The following is an 18,858-nucleotide window of genomic DNA, read 5'->3' on the forward strand; positions in this document are numbered from 1 at the left end:
TTTTGATTGAGTTTACTTTTGTACTTTTCAGATATTAAACCAACTCTATATTCCAATTCAATCTCAAACTTCCGTTGCACCGATATGCTGTGCTGTTTGATGATGTAAATGTAGATAACATTATGAATAGAATGCAAGAAGCAAATATTCAGTTGGTTAAAGTTCTTTTCGTTGTTATCTAATCTTATTAGAATAATCCTATGTTTATGGCAAAAGTGCAACAAGTAGTTTAAAATTTGATGGACGCTAAGATGACGCTAAGCGCAACCATTTTTGCACTTTTTTAATAATAACCATTCATAAAGAATTGCGGTTAACAAACACATAATATACCGCCGGATTTAAAGTATTTTCGTTTGCTATCCGTCTGCACTGTTAATACCAATTTTCAATCTTCACTTTGTCGGAGAAAAGGCCAAATATCATTCAAACCGTTGCGTCTTATAGTAAGCAGCTAATGGGGTTTATCCGGCAACGGGTGAATACCGATGAGGATGCTGAGGATATTTTGCAGGATGTTTGGTTTCAGCTAAGCAGTGTCCCTGAGATTGAAGCCATTGAGCAGATCGGCAGCTGGTTGTATCGCGTGGCGCGCAACCGTATCATTGATAAATACCGGAAACAAAAACCGGATTCGCTGGAAGATTACGGCTACGAGGACGAGGAAGGTGAGTTCTATTTCAAAGACATCCTGCTAGCCGATGACGGCACACCCGAAACGGTTTATATGCGAGAGCTTTTCTGGGAGCAACTGGGCATCGCTCTGGCCGAGCTTCCCGAAAACCAGCGGCAAGTGTTTGTTTGGAATGAACTGGAGGATCAGACTTTTCAGGAAATTTCAGACCGCACGGGAGAGAATATCAAAACACTAATTTCCAGGAAACGTTATGCTGTCCAGCATTTGCGACGAAGACTGGAAAGCGTATATCAGGAATTTGTAAATTATTAAATTTGTCTATCATGAATCAGCGACATACATACAAGAAGCGCTTTTGGATGTTTCCCGTTTTCGGGTTTGCTGCTGCGCTCCTGCTGGGCGCGATTGTGCGTTGGTTGTGGAATGCCATTTTGCCCGAGGTTTTGAATACCAATCCGATCTCCTACTGGCAGGCCGTTGGGTTGATCGTATTGTGCAGGATTTTGTTTGGCAATTTTGGCGGCGGACCGGGCCGGTGGCGAAAGCCTGGTTTCCGCGAAAACTTCCAAAATGAAGGCGGACCGGGATTCAGGTCGTGGCGGAATAAATGGATGGATATGACGGATGAAGACCGGAAAAAATTTAAACAAGAGATGCGAAGGCGCTGCGGCAAGCCGCCCGAAAATGAATAGATACTACAAACCCAGCCCATAAAGCTGGGTTTTTTATTTTTTCAAAAATCATTAAAGTAATTTTTCTAATCAGCCGTCTGCGATGATGTACACCATTTGTATGCTATTCATTTTAAATCTAAAAAGCCATGTTTAATCAAATTCTTAAAACTGTTGCCGGCGGCATCCTGGGAGGGATTATCCTATTCCTGATCCCGTTCCTGCTTTTCAAAGCACTTTTCTTTTTCCTTTTCATCGGCCTCATTTTCCGGCTGTTTGCAGGCAGGCGCCGCGGATATCACAGATGGCGACATTATGATCCGTATTTCGGCGGCCCTGATAGCCCCCGTTTTTATGAAGGAAAAGAAGGGTTAAGAGATCCATTTTATCAGCATCCAAAAAATATTTAGCCATGAAAAAAAGTACAAGAATGCTGCTGGGGATAAGCATAGCGCTTATCACAGCAGCGAGTTTAAATTTCACAATAGGAAACCGCTTCCATCACCGCCAATGGGGCTCCGGATGGAGCCGTGAAGGAGGGCCACATTACGGACAAAGGGACTGCGGCGATAGTCATTCTTATCGGGGTGAAGATCGGATGAAAGAAAATTCATCGCGGGAGCCGTCCGGTGCAGTTAGCCCCTAAATCCCCTGAAGGGGACTTTTACATTACTCTTGAAAGTCCCCTTTTGGAGGATTTAGGGGGCCCAGCATGCGTAAGCAATTTTTCAACATTAAATTCAAAACAAAATGTGCAATAACAGATTTGGACACCGTGGGCAGGGAATGCGCCATGAATATTCAGGAAAACAATTTGGCGGCAGCCATAACTATCGCGTGCCGGTTAACATCGTAAAAAACGATACGAACTATGAACTGATGGTGTTTGCACCGGACAGGGCGAAGGAGGATTTTAAGATCAGCATCAAAGGGCACGAGTTGACCGTTGCCTATACATCAAACCACGAAAGAGAGGACAACCGGAACTGGATCCGCCATGAATTCAGCAAAACTTCTTTCGAGCGGTCGTTTGTGATTGATGAAACAGTAGATTCAGACAACATTGTGGCTGAGTACAACAATGGAATTCTCCATTTGAACCTGCCGATCATTCCCGGATCGGAGAAACCGGCACAGGAAATTAGCATCAGCTAATTAATAGGTGTTGACAAAAAAGGCCTCTGCCGAAATGCAGAGGCCTTTTTTGGTTATTTCAATGTCCGCTTATTTCCTTTGGAGTCGATGGCGGTTGCTTGCTCGGCGTAGGCGGGTAAGAATAAAGTATGCGAGGATTGCGACAGGAATGATGAACCGTATCCCAGCTCCTCTCTCCTGGTTTTTCCGCCTTTTAGTTTCAATAGCACCGTCGTTTCATTCGGCATAAGCGTGTGCTTTTTAGTCTCTTTGCGTAGCTGGTGGAAACACAACGAATCTTTGTTTTGTGAGGTGGCTGCGATCCAGTTATTGCCTGAGGATGCTAATTTCACTAACCCTTTTGCATTGCCCATGGCAGCATAACCGCCTTGCGCCAGGTTCAATGGCTTGAAATTGCCCTTCCCATCCCCTTTCAGGACCAACCCGTAAAACGCGTCGTACCGCCCTACCGAAACTTCCGACCCGTAATCATTGCCGGTAAGCAGCACATCCAGGTTTCCGTCCTGATCAAAATCATCGGCGATCATGCCGAAAATCGGTGCGACCTGTGCCTGGACTGGGAGCTCGCGGACTGCGAATTTACCATTTCCAAGATTTTCTATATAACTGCTTTTCATCCACGTGGCGCTCACATGCAGGGCGTCTTTAAGCTCTTCGGGTTTTAATATGTCGGGCAGGCTTACCTGGGCAAACTTGTTGTATTCCTGAAAACGCTGGCGCACCTGAATGATCTGCTTGCCCATATCATCCCTCGTATTATAGGGAAACTCTTTGTAAGTCTTGTCGTCTGCGCGATAGTAAACGGTTGGTATGGCATCAAAATAGCCGTCATTGTTGAAATCTTTCGCATACATGCTCACCGGTTGTTTCTCGGAAGCACGCGCCAGTGAATTGGTCCCTAAATTCCCGGCGATGTAATCCATATCACCGTCGTTATCAAAATCTCCTGCCGTAAGGCTTCCCCACCAGCCTTTCTTGTCTTCCAGTCCGGATGCGGCTTTTGCAAATTTGCCTTTGTTATTTTTAAAGAAAGTTACCGGCATCCATTCTCCCGCAACGACCAGGTCCACCCAGCCATCATTGTCATAATCAGTCCATAATGCGTCGCATACCAAACCAATGTTGACAAGATCCGGAATGACAGCCTTGGTTGCATCCGAAAATTTCACGGTGCTGCTTTGTGAATCATTGCGCAGAATGTGACTTGAAACGGGCTTTGGATATGCCCCAGACTCCACGCGGCCGCCGATAAAAAGGTCCAGGTCGCCATCTTTGTCATAATCGACTGCCTTTATGCAAGAACCATTCACGAGGAACTGCGGCAGAGCGGCTGTATCAAGGCTGAATTTGCCTTTGCCATCATTGGTATAAAGCAGCGTTTTAAGGCCCGGCGTGCCTGCCCGTATTTCATAGCTTCCGCTAACCACGCACAGGTCGAGATCTTTATCATTATCCGCGTCAAAAAGCAGAACGCCCATGTCTTCTGTGTCTTTCGTTACACCTTCCAGGCCGGGAAGTAGATCCGTAACCTGGAATTTTCCATTTGTTTGCTGCAACAGGAAGCGGCCCTTGAAGTTCATCGGACCGCCAATAAATATATCGTCCAAACCATCCCCATTCACATCACCAGCAGCCAAAGCCGGGCCGAATTGTGACATTTTGTGCGGAAGCAGTTTTTGTATATTAAAATCAATAACATCGGTTTCCTGGTGCCTGTATGGAAGGTTTATCTTGGATGTAATGTCTGTAAAAAGCGAGGTTTCAGAGTTTTCGTTCTGATGTGATTCGATGATATTCTTCGCATCGGCTTCACTGAATGTAAGCACCTGATTCGCTTTTACATCCTTCATGATCTGTGACTTACCACCTGGCCAGGTCACTTTTACGTGGTCTACCTTTCTGGTTGTACCAAGGCCAAAATGTACATATGGCTCAATTGTTGACAAGTAACCGCGGTAAGGTGAATTCTCAGAAATCTGGCGCACCGTATCTGCATACATAATCTCTGCAATCGCGCCGATTCCTGCTTTGTTATAACGCGCTCCTTTGAATGCAATCCGTAAGTAATTGCTCTCTTCGGGCTTAGTCTGAATGCTGTTGTTCCGGTAAACAAATGCGGAATCATTGATGTTGTTTACCACGAAATCTAGGTCACCGTCATTATCAAGATCGGCATAGGCGGCACCATTGGAGAAGCTTTCTGTTTCGAGGCCCCATTGCTCTGAGACATCCTGGAAACCGAGGTTTCCTTTATTTTTAAATGCAAAATTGGCAATCTTGATAGTCGGAATGTAATCCAGCATCATCATAGGCTCCATCACGCTCGACACTTCGTTCCGGTAAGCGATGAAGTCGAGGTCGGTAATGTCTTTGGGAAAACCATTGGTAATGATCATGTCCCGCATGCCGTCGTTATCGAAGTCCGTAACCATGGGCGTCCAGCTCCAATCCGTTTCAGCCACGCCGCTCAGCAAACCTATTTCGCTGAAAACGGGACTTTTGCTTTTGCCATCCACCGATCCCAAATTAAGCTGCAATGTGTTTCTTGCCACCTGGTACTGGTAACCAAAAAGCTCATTGTTCTGGTAAGTGACATAGCTGTTCGCGGGCGTCATCATTTTCTTCCTGCGGTTGGTGGCTGGCATCATGTCCACGGCGACCAGATCTACCAAACCGTCATTGTTAATGTCAGCCACATCATTGCCCATCGCTGAATGAGAAGTGTGCTTGAATGAGGATGCTGCTTTGTCTGTGAATGTTCCGTTACCATTATTAATGTAAAGCAGGTCATTGGTCAGATAGTCGTTCGTAACATAGATATCCTTGTAACCATCCTGATTTATATCCGTCACATTCACACCCAAACCGTAACCTTCTATGAGGATCCCCGCCTCTTTTGACACATTGGTAAATACGGGATGTTTTAATTTTTCGTCCCAATCATTGCGATATAACCGGTCAGTTCTTTTTGATGACCCGTCGACGATCTTTTTGTGATATTTGTTGGGAAAAGTGTTGTCGTCCATCTCGTTAACGAGCAGAAAGAGATCCAGATCGCCATCATTGTCGTAGTCCAGAAAAGCAGCGTTGGTGGTGTGTGTAGTGTCGGCAACTCCATATTCCCTGCCCATCTCTTTGAAAACCGGCGTGCCATCCTTATCCAGCCCCTGGTTTACATAAAGCAAATTTTCGCGCTCCTTTGCGACCTTCCTTACTGACGCACAAACATAAATATCCAGCAGGTTGTCTGCATTGATATCGATCAATGCCACGCCTGTGGACCATTTGTTCTTAGCTTCCACTCCCGCCTTCCGGGTGACGTCCTCAAACTTGAAATCACCTTTGTTCAGATACAATTTGTTTTCAACCGAGTTTCCGGTAAAATACACATCCGGGAGGCTGTCATTGTTAAAGTCGCCCAAAGCTACGCCCCCGCCATTGTACACATATTCGAACGAAAGAATGTTCATCGTATCGTTTTCCGCAATCCGATTGGAAAACTGAATGCCCGTTTCATCGCTGTCAAGCAGGGTAAATGTTTTCTGTTTCTTATTGCATGATGCAAGCAGTGCAGCAACTACAAGTAGAATTAAGAAATGTTTTGGGGGTAAAATGGACTTCATCTGAAAAAAACAAAAGTGGGGAACATCTCGAAATTAATAAAAGGAGATGGTAAACAAATACCACCTCCTTTTATTAAGCAATTCTTAAAATATTAATAACCTGGATTCTGCACCAGAACGTCTTTACCAAGCAAGTCAATCTGCTCCTGAGGAACTGGCAGGAATTCATTTTTCTTCGATGTAAATTTCGTTCCGCCCAGTGCGCCGCTCAACTTTTTGCCTTCGTAAGTAAGGTAAGCATTGATTGCTGAATCAGCGATTTCCCAACGTACAAGGTCGAAGAAGCGGTGGCCTTCGCCGGAAAGTTCAAGTTTTCTTTCGAAACGAACTGCTGTGCGGGCTGCATCTTTGCTTGCGAAAGGCGCTTTGTAAGTATTGATCACGTAGTTAGCAGCAACTGCGCCATTGGCACGTTTTACAAAACTTTCTGGGTTAGCAGCACGTGTACGGACAAGGTTCACATATTCTCTCGCTTTTTCCAATGATCCCACTTCGATCTCAGCTTCTGCTGCCATCAAAAGGACGTCGGCATAACGGATAATGTTGACGTTGATCGCTGTGTAACCTGGTGTCCATGAGCTGTTATCCTGCAAAGAACCGATGTCAGATTTGTAATACGCATATTTTTTAGGCGTATAAGGACCTGCATTTGGCTGGTTACGGATCCAGTCATTACCCGGGTGATCGATCCAGTCAAGGAAAGGAAGACCGCGACGGCCGATAGAGTGGTCCAGACGTGGGTCAACAGGACCTGCATCCGGCGTGAAAGCGTCAGACGATTTCAAACCCATATCTGTTTTCAGCTCTTTGCCTGCCGTGTTGTAAGAACCGTCCAGATAAGGAAGTCCGCTTGCATCTGTACGGAAAGAGTTACCCAGCTCAAAGCTTGGCTGGAAGAAAGAACAGCAGTTACCCGGACCGTTAGGACCTGTGTTGTAAGGCCAGTTAAGGTCAAATTCCGGGTTTGCATTGTTTACACTTCCTGTGTTGGCAGCAGCCTGGATCGCGAAAACCGACTCAGAATTGTTGTCATTAGCTGCTTTGAATGCGTCCTGGAATTTTGGTACCAAAGCGTATTTTTTACCATTGGTTGTTTTACCGTTGGCAATGATCAGGTCATAAAGCGCCTTTGCTTCGGTAAACTTCTTCTGATACATGTAGATTTTCGCAAGATAAGCCGCAGCCGCCCATTTGTTAGCGCGACCAGCTGCACCTTGTGTTTCCGGCAGGTTTTCATAAGCAAATTTCATATCTGCTTCGATCAATGGCCAGATCTCTACTGTGTTAGGAACTGATTCAATGCCTGTTCCGTAGTCCTTTGTTTCATCTACAAAAGGAACATTGTTGAATCCTCTTTTCAGCTCGAAATAGTAGTGGCTTCTCAGGAAGCGGGCTTCACCACCGATTCTTTTCTTATCGGCTTCTGTAACATCCTCCTGTGCAACACCCAGCAGCTTGATAACCAAGTTTGCACGGGCTACACCTTCGTAGTTTCCTTTCCATTTATCCAAAATTACACCTTGTGTAGTCTGATACTCAAAGCGTTGGATTGGGTTGATATCACTGAAATCCCCAGGGTCAGTTCCTTTGTTGGCATCACCTCCGCGAATACTGCCCCACACCCAGTTACTGGCGCTGGCCATACGGTTTGCACGTCCGTTAAGCTGTCCATATACCGATACAAGCACACCCTCAATCCCCTTTTTGGTTGAAAGCTGCCCTTCATCCAGCTGTCCTGTTGCCGGAATTGTCAGGAAACTTTCTTTACAGGAGTATCCGACCAGCATGATCACTAATAAAAGTGCCAGTCCACCTTTTTTTGAAATATTGTTTTTCATTTTATTCATTTTTATCAAGATCTGTCTAAACCGATGTTTTGAAATATGGCTTTTGTTTCTTCGATTTTAGAAACCTAAATTGATACCCAATGTGTAGCTTCTTGTGATCGGATAGTTACCTACGTCGATACCGAAGTTTGTATCAGCATTTCCACCAACACCCGGATCAAGTCCTTTGTATTTCGTCAGCGTGAACAAGTTGTTCGTTGAAGCGAATACGCGCAATTTAGACATGCGAAGTTTGCTCAATATGTTGCCTGGCAATGTGTAGCCAAGTGTGATATTCTGCATACGGAAGAATGTTCCGTCCTCAACATAGAATGAGTTTGACTGCGTGTTTGTACTGAAATTGGAAGTGCTTTCAAAGATCGGCGTATCTGTGTTCGTAGCATTTGGTAACCATGAACCTTTTACGCGGTCACTAACTGCCGCTCCTGTAAATGATGGGTAGAAATCTGTAAACCATTTAGAAAGGTTGAAGATTTTGTTACCAACAGAAGTATACATGTAAGTTTCAACGTCAAATCCTTTGTAAGTCAATTTCAGGTTGATACCGCCTGTGAACTTAGGAACCGGGCTTCCCAGGTAAGTTCTGTCATCCGCATTGATCACACCGTCATTGTTGATATCCTCATAACGGAAACGGCCAGGGCCTTTGCCATCCTGAGCTGGTGCGCCGTCAACTTCTGCTTTGTCTTTGAAAAGACCCATCACTTTGTATCCGTAGAAAGAAGAGATTGCATAACCGATCTGGTTTCTGATTGGCTTGATACCACGGAAATCAGGGTTAACTGTCAGGTAATTGATACCTGGCGCAAGCGATTCGATCTTGTTTTTAAGAATACCGGCAGTGAAATTCACTTCATAACCAAGGTCGTTAGTTATACGGCCACGGTTAATGATCTGCAAGTCAATTCCTTTGTTTGACATTTTACCAACGTTAACAGAAGGCGCAGCAGCATCGTAACCAGCTGTTGCAGTGATCGGAACCTGGAACAAAAGGTCCTTGGTATCTTTCTGCCACAAGTCAATGATCACATCCAGCTTGCCTTTCAGGAATGTTCCGTCGATACCAATGTTTTTAGTGATACTGGTTTCCCATTTCGCGCTTTTGTTACCAATCCGCGTTCTGTAATAACCTTCTAATGCGCTTGAATTGGTTCCGTTCAAGTCATAAGATGACTGGCCAAGGCTTGCACCGAATAAGCTGTACTGGTTGTTTGGATCCACGTTGTTAGAGTTACCCATCAAACCGTAACCTCCTCTAAGTTTAAGCTCTGTAACAAAAGGAACGCTTTTCATGAAGTTTTCCGAAGAAATTCTCCATGCTGCCGAAAACGCAGGGAACACACCATAACGGTTGTTTTCTCCGAAACGGGAAGAACCATCGCGACGAACAACCCCTGTCAGGATATACCGGTCATTGAATGTGTAGTTGGCACGGGCAAACAGTGAGTAGAAGTTAACTCCTTTATAGTAATCACTGAAAACTTGCTTGGAACCAACGTTATTCATGTTAATGTAGTTGATATCCGTCGAGAATGGATTCAGACCAGATGAATTCTGATTTTTCCCCACGCCTGTGTTCAATGCTTCCTGACCAATGATCACGTCCAGATTATGCAATCCGAAAGTTTTCTTGAAGTTGGCCGTGTTTGTCAATGTCCAGCTGAAACGGTGTCCCGAACCTTCATTGTAACCGAATGCAGAGTTGTTTTCAGAGTTTTCATATTGTAATCTGCTGAAACCTCTGTTGGCATAATTGGAATATTGAGCCCCAACGCTTGAACGCAATGTCAAACCAGGAACTACATCCAGTTCAATGTAGAAGTTACCAAAACCGTTACCGGCGAAACCTGCATTGTTTTTAAGACCATCCCTGCGTGCAACCGGGTTTTGCGGGTTGTTGAAACCTTTTGAAGATGTTCCTGCATATCCGCCAAACTCATCGTAAACCGGAATGATCGAAGGCATACGGAATGCAAAAAGAATGTCATTTTCATTCGCTGCAACACCTTGTCCGCCCGATCCACCATCCTGACCTAATACTTGCAGGTAAGTAAACTGTGCATTCTGACCGATTCTCAGGTTTTTAAGCACATCAAATTCAGTATTAACACGGAAAGCATAACGCTTGAAACCATTGTTAATCATGATCCCTTTCTGATCCTGAACGCTGAAACCAGCATAGAAACGGTTGTTGTCGCCACCACCTGAAAATCCAAGTGAATGTCTCTGCAAAGGTGCGTTTCTTGTGATCGCATCATACCAGTCTGTTCCTTGCTTGTTAGCTTTAACCACCTGATAGATAGAACCACGGTTTGGATCCACATTGTATTTCAACTTTTCAGCTGCGAGATCCACTTCACCAATTACACCTGTTTTTCCGCCTACGTTAATGTAGTCTGGCAAAACCGGCTTATCGCCTGAGCCATATTGACCGCTGGCAACGTTTGTAAATTTAGGAAGTGAGTCACCCTGGAATGCGTCATTTCTGATCGCCTGCCATGTCCAGTCTGCCTGCTCCTGTGGCGTAAGCATAGTCTGTCCTTTTCCAGGAGTAGTTACCCCGAAAAGTCCATCATATGTAATGCTCAGTTTCTTAGCTTTCTTAGTTCCCTTTTTGGTTGTGTAAACGATTACACCGTTCGCTGCACGTGCTCCGTAAATAGAAGCAGCCGCTGCATCTTTCAGTACAGTCGTTGTTTCAATGTCATCAGGGTTAAGAAAATCGGTTGATCCTGTTGGCACCCCGTCCACAACGTACAATGGCTCGTTACCACCGAAAGCACCAAAACCCCTTACGCGGATCTGGCTGGTTGTTCCCGGCTGACCGTTTGTAATGACAGTCACACCCGCAACGCGGCCTTGTAATTGCTGTTCAACGTTACCAGATGGGGTTGCTGTTAAATCTTTTGACTTAACTGTTGAAACCGCACCTGTTGTTTCTCTTCTGCTATCGATGGTGTAACCCGTTACGATAACCTCCTCTAGTGCCGAAATATCATCGTCCATCTGAATGTTGATGACACTTTGATTTCCCACACTCACCTCTTTCGTCTTGTAACCCACAAAGCTGATGACTAATGTGGTGTTGTTACCAACGTTGATAGAAAAGTCACCATCCGTGTTGGTGTTCGTTCCTGATTGGGTTCCTTTCACGACAACCGTGGCCCCTGGGATGCCTGTTCCGGCGAGGTCGGTGATCTTTCCTGTTACCTTACGTTCTTGTGCGAATGCAACAATTGCTGCGAAACTTAGCATGAAGGAGAAGAAGATGCCCCTGCCGGAGATCTTGTAGATTCTTTTCATAATACTCGGTTAGGTTAATAATTATTAAGCAGTCAAATCTATGATTATTTCCACAAATAATTGGCCGTTTTAGATTAATATTTTCTTGCAGTGAAATAATAGTATTATAAAGAGATAAAATAATGTCATAGATAACCGACTTTTGAGTGTTTATTTACGCAAACGCACACAAAATCGTTAAGCCGCATATTGTACAATCTTAGTATTTCCACGCTACAACCTACTTTCTCAGAATGCTAAGGAAGATCCCATGGCTTCAATATTACTTTTTCCAGATTTCTATTTGCCTTTGCCTTAGTAACCTGTCATGCGGAACGGAAGGCTCCGGGGAGTCGGTTGCCGAGGGAAAAGCACTCGCTGGAAAATATTGCTCAAACTGTCACCAGGTGCCCGATCCGGCTCTTCTGGACAAATCAACGTGGACAAATAATGTGTTGCCAGCTATGGCGGAGCAGCTTGGTATTGAGGTCCTGGAAGGAAACATTTACCTGCATAGCCAACAATCTGCGCTCTCCTCCGCGGACTGGACGAAACTTGTACATTATTATCAAACCCTCGCTCCGGACACATTGCAAGTTCCTAACGGTTACAAACACACGCAGGACTGGGCCGTATTTACATTGAAGCAGCCAAAAATTGAATTATCTGCCGTAAGCAGCACATTATTAGTTGCAATCGATTCGTCCAGGCAACGCCTCTACACCAGCGACCTGGAAAACCCGGGCCTGTATACTTCCGACCGCCTGGAACAACGCAAGCTGCTCACCACGCTTCCCTCCTCCGCCATCGACATTTGTTTTCCGACGCTAAAAAACCCAGAAATGGCGATCACATGCATGGGCGGCATGCGTGCCCTGGACATTACTAAGGGCCAAATATTCACTTTGGATAAAAAACGCGGCACCCAACCCGAAATGATATCGCAGGACCTCATCCGGCCGATCCAGAGCCAACCCATAGATTACAACAAAGACGGATTACAAGACTACCTGGTCTGTGCATTCGGCCATAACAGAGGCGGCCTATACATCCTGAAACAGCTTGCGGACAAGCCAACTTCCGGCAGTAAGTTTGAGAAAGTGGTGGTAAGGGAAATGCCGGGGGCAACGCAAAGCTATATACGTGACCTGAATAGTGATGGCTGGCCTGATATCATGACGCTTTTTGCACATGCAGACGAAGGGATCTGGGTTTTTATGAATGACCAGAAAGGAGGATTTATTGAAAAGAATGTGCTTCGGTTTCCTTCTGTATATGGTTCTAGCAGCTTTCAGCTCATTGATGTCACGCAAGACGGCGAGCCGGACATTGTTTACACAGCTGGTGATAACAGCGACTTTTCGAGGGTTTTGAAACCTTACCACGGCCTTTATATTTTTGAAAACACAGGAAACCTGACATTCAGGCAAAGCTATTTTTATCCTATTAATGGCTGCACAAAAGCCGTGGCGTCAGATTTTGATCAGGACGGCGACATGGACATTGCGACCATTGCCTTTTTCGCGGATTTTCAGAAGAAGCCGCAGGAAGGCTTTTTGTATTTTGAACAAACCGATGCAGCGCCTAAGCAGCAACCGAATTTCAAACCGCACGCCGTGCCCGTGCATACGCATGGCCGCTGGATCTGTATGGATGTCGAAGACTACGACGGCGATGGAGACGACGACATTGTTTTGGGAAATTTTTCAAAAGGTTTTTTGAATCAGGAAAGCTCGAAACCAACCTGGAATGTGCATATCCCTTATGTGCTGCTTGAAAACAAAACACTGTCTGCAAAATTGCAATAGGCTAATCGTCTCTTTTCCAGTCTGCTGGCAGCAGGGATGAGAAACGATCGTTACCCAGGTCGCCCGCAATCTCAAATCCCATGGGAATAGAAACCCATCCCGAAGGCGTAATGACCATATATCCCTGAGGCAGTGTGATTTGTGTGTAAGCATATGGCATGTCCGAATAAGGCGATCTTCCCTTTTTCTTCATATAAAAAACTTCTAACTGCGTGCCCGACACCACCAGCCGCTCGGTTACCAACTCTCCGGGCCGGATGAGCCGCATCCCGCGGATCTGCTCAATGCGGTTATGCAAATGATTGGCAATGGTGTTGTAGCCATTTTGCGTCCGCACCGTGTTGAACCTGCGCATGGAATCGGGAATTGCCTGATATACTTTGAAACCTTCCTCCTGCAAACTGTCCGACACCATACTCGACAATAAATGCTTCACAGAGCCCTGGTAAGCGATCTTTTGGTTAGTTCGCCATTGTTTTTTCTGTATGCTGTCTTTCGGCACCAGCAGCTCAAATCTCGTGCTGCCACCATAGAATAGCTTTCCGTTGAAATAATCAAAATCGTCCAGATCCTGATGAATGCGGTAACCTAATGCAAGGTTTTCAATGATCAGCGGCTTGGTCGTTTGCGCAGTTAAATGCTTGTCATCGTCCTCGGAAATCCGCAAAACCTGCGGGTTAACAATCCTGCATTGCTTGCTAAAACGGCTGTTTCCGAGCAGTTCGCGGGTGATAATTTTCAAGTTCCGCTCGCGTTTTTTATTCTTTTTAGCATAAACCGTAACGCCTTGCAGCTCCATTCCTTCCCTCAGCTTAAAAAGGACAGTCTTCACGCCCGGCTGCTCAAACCGCAATGTTTGTTTCACAGTTTCATAACCCAAAAACGACACTGCCATTTCAAGATTACCAATGGACAAATTCGTCAGCCGGTAATTGCCATTCTCGTCCGCATTCGTTCCTATGGTGGAATTATTAATAAAAACGTTGGCAAACGGAAGTGGCTTACCCGTTTTCTCGTCGGTCACCTTTCCAGTAAGCGTAACCATTCCGCCTTGCTGCGCATATACCTGGCACAGACTGAAAACGGCGATGACGAACGTCAACCAAAAACGATATAAGGCATTAGGTTTAAGCAAATTATTAATCACGAGCGTTGTCAGAATCCGGCACTTTTACTTCAAATATAAAACGACGGACGCATACAGGCGCGCTGTTTGCTGAAATAGGCAAAAAAAAGGCTGCTCCGCCAGGGAACAGCCTCTCCAATTCTATTTATAAACGAATTATTTCAACCCAAGCTCCTCGCCTATTGCGCTCACTTTTGCTTTCAGGCTGGCATATACATTGTCGAAATCTTCGTTTTTCTCCAGCGCAGCGCGAACACCTACGTAGAACTTAATTTTTGGTTCCGTTCCGGATGGGCGGCATGTGAATTTCGTTCCGTCTTCGGTGAAGAATTGAAGCACATTAGATGGTTCGATCCCCATTTCCCCCGATGGAATTGAATGCGTGGTTCCGCTGATAAAGTCTACCGTGCTTAACGCTTTGTAATCATCCATTCTGATCACAGGTGAGCCTGCCAATGTTTTAGGCGGATTAGCACGGAAATCGGCCATCATCTGCTGGATTTCATCAGCTCCGGTTTTTCCTTTTTTGGTTAAAGAAATGAGTCCTTCATAATAGAAACCAAATTGCTTGTAGATTTCCATCAACATATCAAACAGGCTCAACCCTTTATCCTTAGCGTAAGCAGTTAATTCCGCGATCATGGCGCAGGAAGCGATCGCATCCTTGTCACGAACTGCGTCGCCAATCAGGTAACCATAGCTTTCTTCACCACCACCGATGAATTGCTCAACGCCTTCTTTTTCACGGATAACCTGTGCAATGTATTTAAAACCGGTCAGCGTGTTATAACATTTCACATCGTAAGCCGCCGCCATTTTATCAATTAAGTCGGTAGTAACAATGGTTTTACAAACAAACTGAGTTCCTGTTAGCTTGCCGGCATCTTTCCACGCATTCAAAAGATAATAGATCAGCACACTGGCAGTTTGGTTACCATTTAAAAGCTGGATCTCGCCATGATGGTTTTTCACCGCAATTCCTACACGGTCTGCATCCGGATCGGTTCCTAATACCAGGTCTGCATCAATTTCCCTGGCTTTCTCAACCGCCTTGGACATGGCTTCACTTTCCTCCGGATTTGGATAAACCACCGTTGGGAACTGGCCGTTTCCTTTTGGCTCTGCCTGCTCTTCAATCACAGTAACTGCCTCGAAACCCATTTTGGCCAAAAGCGCAGGAACCAATGTTACCCCCGTTCCGTGCAATGGTGTATAAACTATTTTAAGGCCTTTCTGACGTTCCAAAGCACCTTTTGAAATGGAGAGCGACAGAATATGATCCATATATTTTTCATCAACATCTGCACCGATCTTAATGATCTTCGACGCATCACCGTCAAATTTCACGTCATCAATCGAAGTGATTGCATTCACCTCGTTGATAATGTTCGTGTCGTGCGGTGCAACTACCTGAGAACCATCATCCCAGTATGCTTTGTAGCCATTATATTCTTTCGGGTTATGCGAAGCCGTTACAACCACACCGCTTTTACAACCCAGCAAACGGATCGCAAACGATAGCTCAGGAGTAGGACGAAGCGCTTCAAAAAGATAAACGGTGATGCCATTTGCAGAAAAAATATCGGCAATGATTTTGGCAAATTCATCCGATTTAATGCGGCTGTCGTATGCAATCGCCACTTTTATTTCTTCGTTCGGAAATGCCTGGTTCAGATAATTTGCTAAACCCTGCGTTGCGGTGCCCACTGTGTAGCGGTTCATGCGGTTGGAACCGATCCCGATAAGGCCTCTCAGCCCGCCGGTCCCGAATTCAAGGTCTTTATAAAATGCGTCTGTCAGTTCAGTATCGTTTCCTTCATCGATTAATTGCTGAATGGATTGTTTGGTATCGATATCATAATCACCGTTGAGCCAGCTGCTCACTTTGGTCATTACACTAGGTTCCAATTTTGCAGTCATAAGTTGATTGGATGGAATTAATTGAAAATATACTTTATGGATTGTTGAGTTACTTACTGATTTCCAGCTCTTCTTTTTCTGGTTGCTTGGCAGTTTCCTTAGCAGTTTTGTGAATTAGCTCGGCTACAAGCCCTGTCCAACCGGTCTGATGGCTTGCGCCGCAACCGCGACCATTATCTCCATGAAAATATTCGTAAAAAAGAATGTGTTCATTGAAATTCGGGTCTTTCTGCATTTTCTGGTCAACGCCATACACGGCCCGGTTGCCGTCTGCATCCTTTTTGAATATATCTATCAATCGGCATGCAATGGCCACAGCTGCTTCCTTAATCGTCGCCAGATTGCCGGAATTCGTTGGATATTCTACCATAAAATCCTCGCCATAGTAAGCGTGGAATTTCATCAGGGAGTCAAATATGAGGTAATTTAATGGAAACCAGATTGGCCCGCGCCAGTTGGAATTCCCACCCATAATGTCGGTAAGTGCCTCAGCCGGAGTATAATCCACTTGCAGCACCTCACCATTGATATAAAATTTATACGGATTTTCTTCGTGGTATTTAGACAAAGCCCTAACGCCATAGTCCGAAAGAAATTCATTTTCATCCAGCATCCGCTTCATGATCATTTTCATCCTGTGACCACGCAGAATGGATAGCAGGCGATTTTCTCCTTTACCGGACTCAAACCAGCGTGATATCAGCCTCGCCAGATCCGGTCTGTTTGCCAAAACCCATTCTACACGCCGTTTGAAGACAGGCATTTTATCGAGGTTTTGCGGATCAAGAATCTCAACTGCAAAAAGCGGGATAAGCCCCACTATTGACCTCACTTTGAGCAATATACTCTGTCCATTCGGAATGTGGATCACGTCATAATAGAACTGATCTTCTTCATCCCAAAGGCTTATCGAAGAATTTTTGCCTCCGATAGACTCCATAGCGCCCGCAATGTGCAGGAAGTGCTCGAAAAATTTAGAAGCCATATCCTGATAAACCGGGTGCACAAGGGCGATTTCCACTGAAATACGCAGCATATTCAGCGTATACATCGCCATCCAGCCTGTGGCGTCGGCCTGTTGCAGTTTTCCGCCAAAAGGCATTGGCGTCGACCGGTCAAAAACCCCGATATTATCCAGGCCTAGGAAGCCGCCACTGAAAATGTTGTTGCCTGTATCATCCTTTTGGTTAACCCACCAGGTAAAGTTCAGGAGCAGCTTATGGAATATTTTTTCAAGAAATTCAATGTCCCCTACTCCGTTATTCTGCTCACGATCAATCTCATACACCTTCCAGGTTGCCCAGCCGTGCACCGGCGGGTTTACGTCCGAGAAATTCCACTCATAAGCCGGAATCTGCCCATTTGGGTGCATATAATACTCCCGAAGCAAAATTTCAAGCTGTCTTTTGGCAAAATCCGCATCCACCCTGGCCAGCGGGACACAGTGAAAAGCAAGGTCCCATGCAGCAAACCAAGGATATTCCCACTTATCCGGCATCGAAATAATGTTGGCCGCATACAAATGCTTCCACCCGGAATTCCGCCCCCATTTACGGCCTTGATTCGGCCCTGGCTGCGCCGGATCGCCCTTTAACCATTCGTAAACATTGTAATAATAAAACTGCTTGCTCCAAAGCATGCCTGCATACGCCTGCCGCTGAATGGATCGCAGATCGGCATCTGCCACATCGCGCTGCAAATCGTCATAAAACTCGTCCGCCTCCCTGATCCTTTTTGCAAAAAGATCTTCAAAGCCGCCGAAAGGTTCTGAAATCGTATGATTTACAAATCTTAATCTGAATGTAGTGCTTTCGCCAGCCTTAATCGTCCGTGTGAAACGGGCTGCTGCCTTCGTTCCAATGTTGTTCGGATTTACGGTGGAGGACTTTTTATTGCTGACAATGTAGTCGTTGATCCCGTCCTTCGGGTAGGCTGTATTGTTCGCAGTTCCGTATAGTTTTTTGAAGTTGGTCTCATTTTCGCAGAACAGCAGTTCGTCCGCGCCATCCAGATACAGGTTGTATTTCCCGTGTTTACGGTGCGTAACCTCTATCAAACGGTTCGAAATACCATTCATGATCGGCTTATAATTGAAAGCCTCATATCCCCACGACCACGTATTTCTGAACATGATCGTTGGCAAAACCGTGATCGGAGCATCCTGGTCGCTGCGGTTGAAAACCGTTACCTTCATCATAATGTCCTCTTCATCGGCCTTGGCATGCTCAATGAAAATATCGAAATACTCATCATTCTCGAACACGCCTGTGTCCATGATTTCATATTCCGGATCTTCTTTACCGCGCCGGCCGTTTTCCTGACGTAACTTTTCGTAAGGGAAAGCGTTCTGCGGGTATTTATAAAGCATTTTGGTATAAGAGTGCGTAGGTGTGCTATCCAGATAATAGTACATTTCCTTCACGTCTTCGCCATGATTAGACTCCCGGTTTGTGAGGCCAAAAATCCTTTCTTTCAGGATCTTATCTTTATGGTTCCAAAACCCGAACGAGAAACATATATGCTGCTTATTGTCAGAAAAACCTCCGATTCCGTCCTCGCCCCAGCGATAAGCTTTTGAGAGTGCCATCTCGTGGGTGATATAATTCCAGGCATCACCATTTCCACTGTAATCCTCACGAACCGTTCCCCACTGGCGTTCAGACAAATAAGGTCCCCACTTTTTCCACCCTGTATTCTCTTTTTGCAGGCTTAGTCTTACTTTTTCCGCGCCGTGTGCCATTAATTTATATTTTTCTGAAAGGAATGAAAATCTCTTTGTAAAACTAAAA

At 45.4% G+C, this 18,858-nt stretch carries 12 protein-coding genes; 6 read left to right on the forward strand and 6 right to left on the reverse strand.

Features of this window, described 5'->3' with window-relative positions; all coding sequences use genetic code 11:
* The first annotated feature begins 400 nt into the window (after positions 1 to 400).
* From NFI80_RS12480 to NFI80_RS12500, 5 genes are all read left to right on the forward strand, one after another.
* Positions 401 to 949, forward strand: coding sequence for an RNA polymerase sigma factor (locus tag NFI80_RS12480; protein ID WP_026630812.1), 549 nt, complete (start codon positions 401 to 403; stop codon positions 947 to 949).
* Positions 950 to 960: 11 nt separating this feature from the next.
* Complete coding sequence (locus NFI80_RS12485) at positions 961 to 1,329, forward strand: poly-gamma-glutamate biosynthesis protein PgsC/CapC (protein ID WP_235162874.1); 369 nt, start codon at positions 961 to 963, stop codon at positions 1,327 to 1,329.
* 128 nt (positions 1,330 to 1,457) lie between these two features.
* Positions 1,458 to 1,718, forward strand: a complete 261-nt coding sequence (locus NFI80_RS12490) for a hypothetical protein (RefSeq protein WP_235162873.1) — start codon at positions 1,458 to 1,460, stop codon at positions 1,716 to 1,718.
* A 2-nt stretch (positions 1,719 to 1,720) separates the two neighbouring features.
* Positions 1,721 to 1,954: a hypothetical protein gene (locus NFI80_RS12495; RefSeq protein WP_235162872.1), complete on the forward strand. Its 234-nt coding sequence runs from the start codon at positions 1,721 to 1,723 to the stop codon at positions 1,952 to 1,954.
* A gap of 104 nt (positions 1,955 to 2,058) precedes the next feature.
* Positions 2,059 to 2,463: an Hsp20/alpha crystallin family protein gene (locus NFI80_RS12500; protein ID WP_235162871.1), complete on the forward strand. Its 405-nt coding sequence runs from the start codon at positions 2,059 to 2,061 to the stop codon at positions 2,461 to 2,463.
* A gap of 53 nt (positions 2,464 to 2,516) precedes the next feature.
* Here the strand turns inward: NFI80_RS12500 and NFI80_RS12505 are convergent, their stop codons facing one another.
* The 3 genes from NFI80_RS12505 to NFI80_RS12515 form a co-directional block, all read right to left on the reverse strand.
* Positions 2,517 to 6,086 carry a CRTAC1 family protein gene (locus NFI80_RS12505; RefSeq protein WP_235162870.1) on the reverse strand — a complete coding sequence of 1,190 codons (3,570 nt, stop codon included), beginning with the start codon at positions 6,084 to 6,086 and terminating at the stop codon, positions 2,517 to 2,519.
* A 92-nt stretch (positions 6,087 to 6,178) separates the two neighbouring features.
* Entirely contained in the window at positions 6,179 to 7,924 is a 1,746-nt protein-coding gene (locus NFI80_RS12510) for a RagB/SusD family nutrient uptake outer membrane protein (protein WP_235162869.1), read from the reverse strand.
* Positions 7,925 to 7,990: 66 nt separating this feature from the next.
* Positions 7,991 to 11,236, reverse strand: coding sequence for a SusC/RagA family TonB-linked outer membrane protein (locus NFI80_RS12515; protein WP_374759195.1), 3,246 nt, complete (start codon positions 11,234 to 11,236; stop codon positions 7,991 to 7,993).
* 233 nt (positions 11,237 to 11,469) lie between these two features.
* Between NFI80_RS12515 and NFI80_RS12520 the strand changes: the two genes are divergently transcribed.
* Positions 11,470 to 13,023: an FG-GAP repeat domain-containing protein gene (locus NFI80_RS12520; protein WP_235162868.1), complete on the forward strand. Its 1,554-nt coding sequence runs from the start codon at positions 11,470 to 11,472 to the stop codon at positions 13,021 to 13,023.
* A 1-nt stretch (position 13,024) separates the two neighbouring features.
* Here the strand turns inward: NFI80_RS12520 and NFI80_RS12525 are convergent, their stop codons facing one another.
* From NFI80_RS12525 to NFI80_RS12535, 3 genes are all read right to left on the reverse strand, one after another.
* Entirely contained in the window at positions 13,025 to 14,125 is a 1,101-nt protein-coding gene (locus tag NFI80_RS12525; protein ID WP_235162867.1) for a carboxypeptidase-like regulatory domain-containing protein, read from the reverse strand.
* Between the two features lie 180 nt (positions 14,126 to 14,305).
* Entirely contained in the window at positions 14,306 to 16,069 is a 1,764-nt protein-coding gene (locus NFI80_RS12530; protein WP_235162866.1) for a phospho-sugar mutase, read from the reverse strand.
* A gap of 49 nt (positions 16,070 to 16,118) precedes the next feature.
* Positions 16,119 to 18,809 carry an MGH1-like glycoside hydrolase domain-containing protein gene (locus NFI80_RS12535; RefSeq protein WP_235158260.1) on the reverse strand — a complete coding sequence of 897 codons (2,691 nt, stop codon included), beginning with the start codon at positions 18,807 to 18,809 and terminating at the stop codon, positions 16,119 to 16,121.
* Positions 18,810 to 18,858 lie beyond the last annotated feature (49 nt).

Origin of the sequence: Dyadobacter chenhuakuii (assembly GCF_023821985.2) — a bacterium.
In the GTDB taxonomy this organism is placed as follows: Bacteria; Bacteroidota; Bacteroidia; order Cytophagales; family Spirosomataceae; genus Dyadobacter; species Dyadobacter chenhuakuii.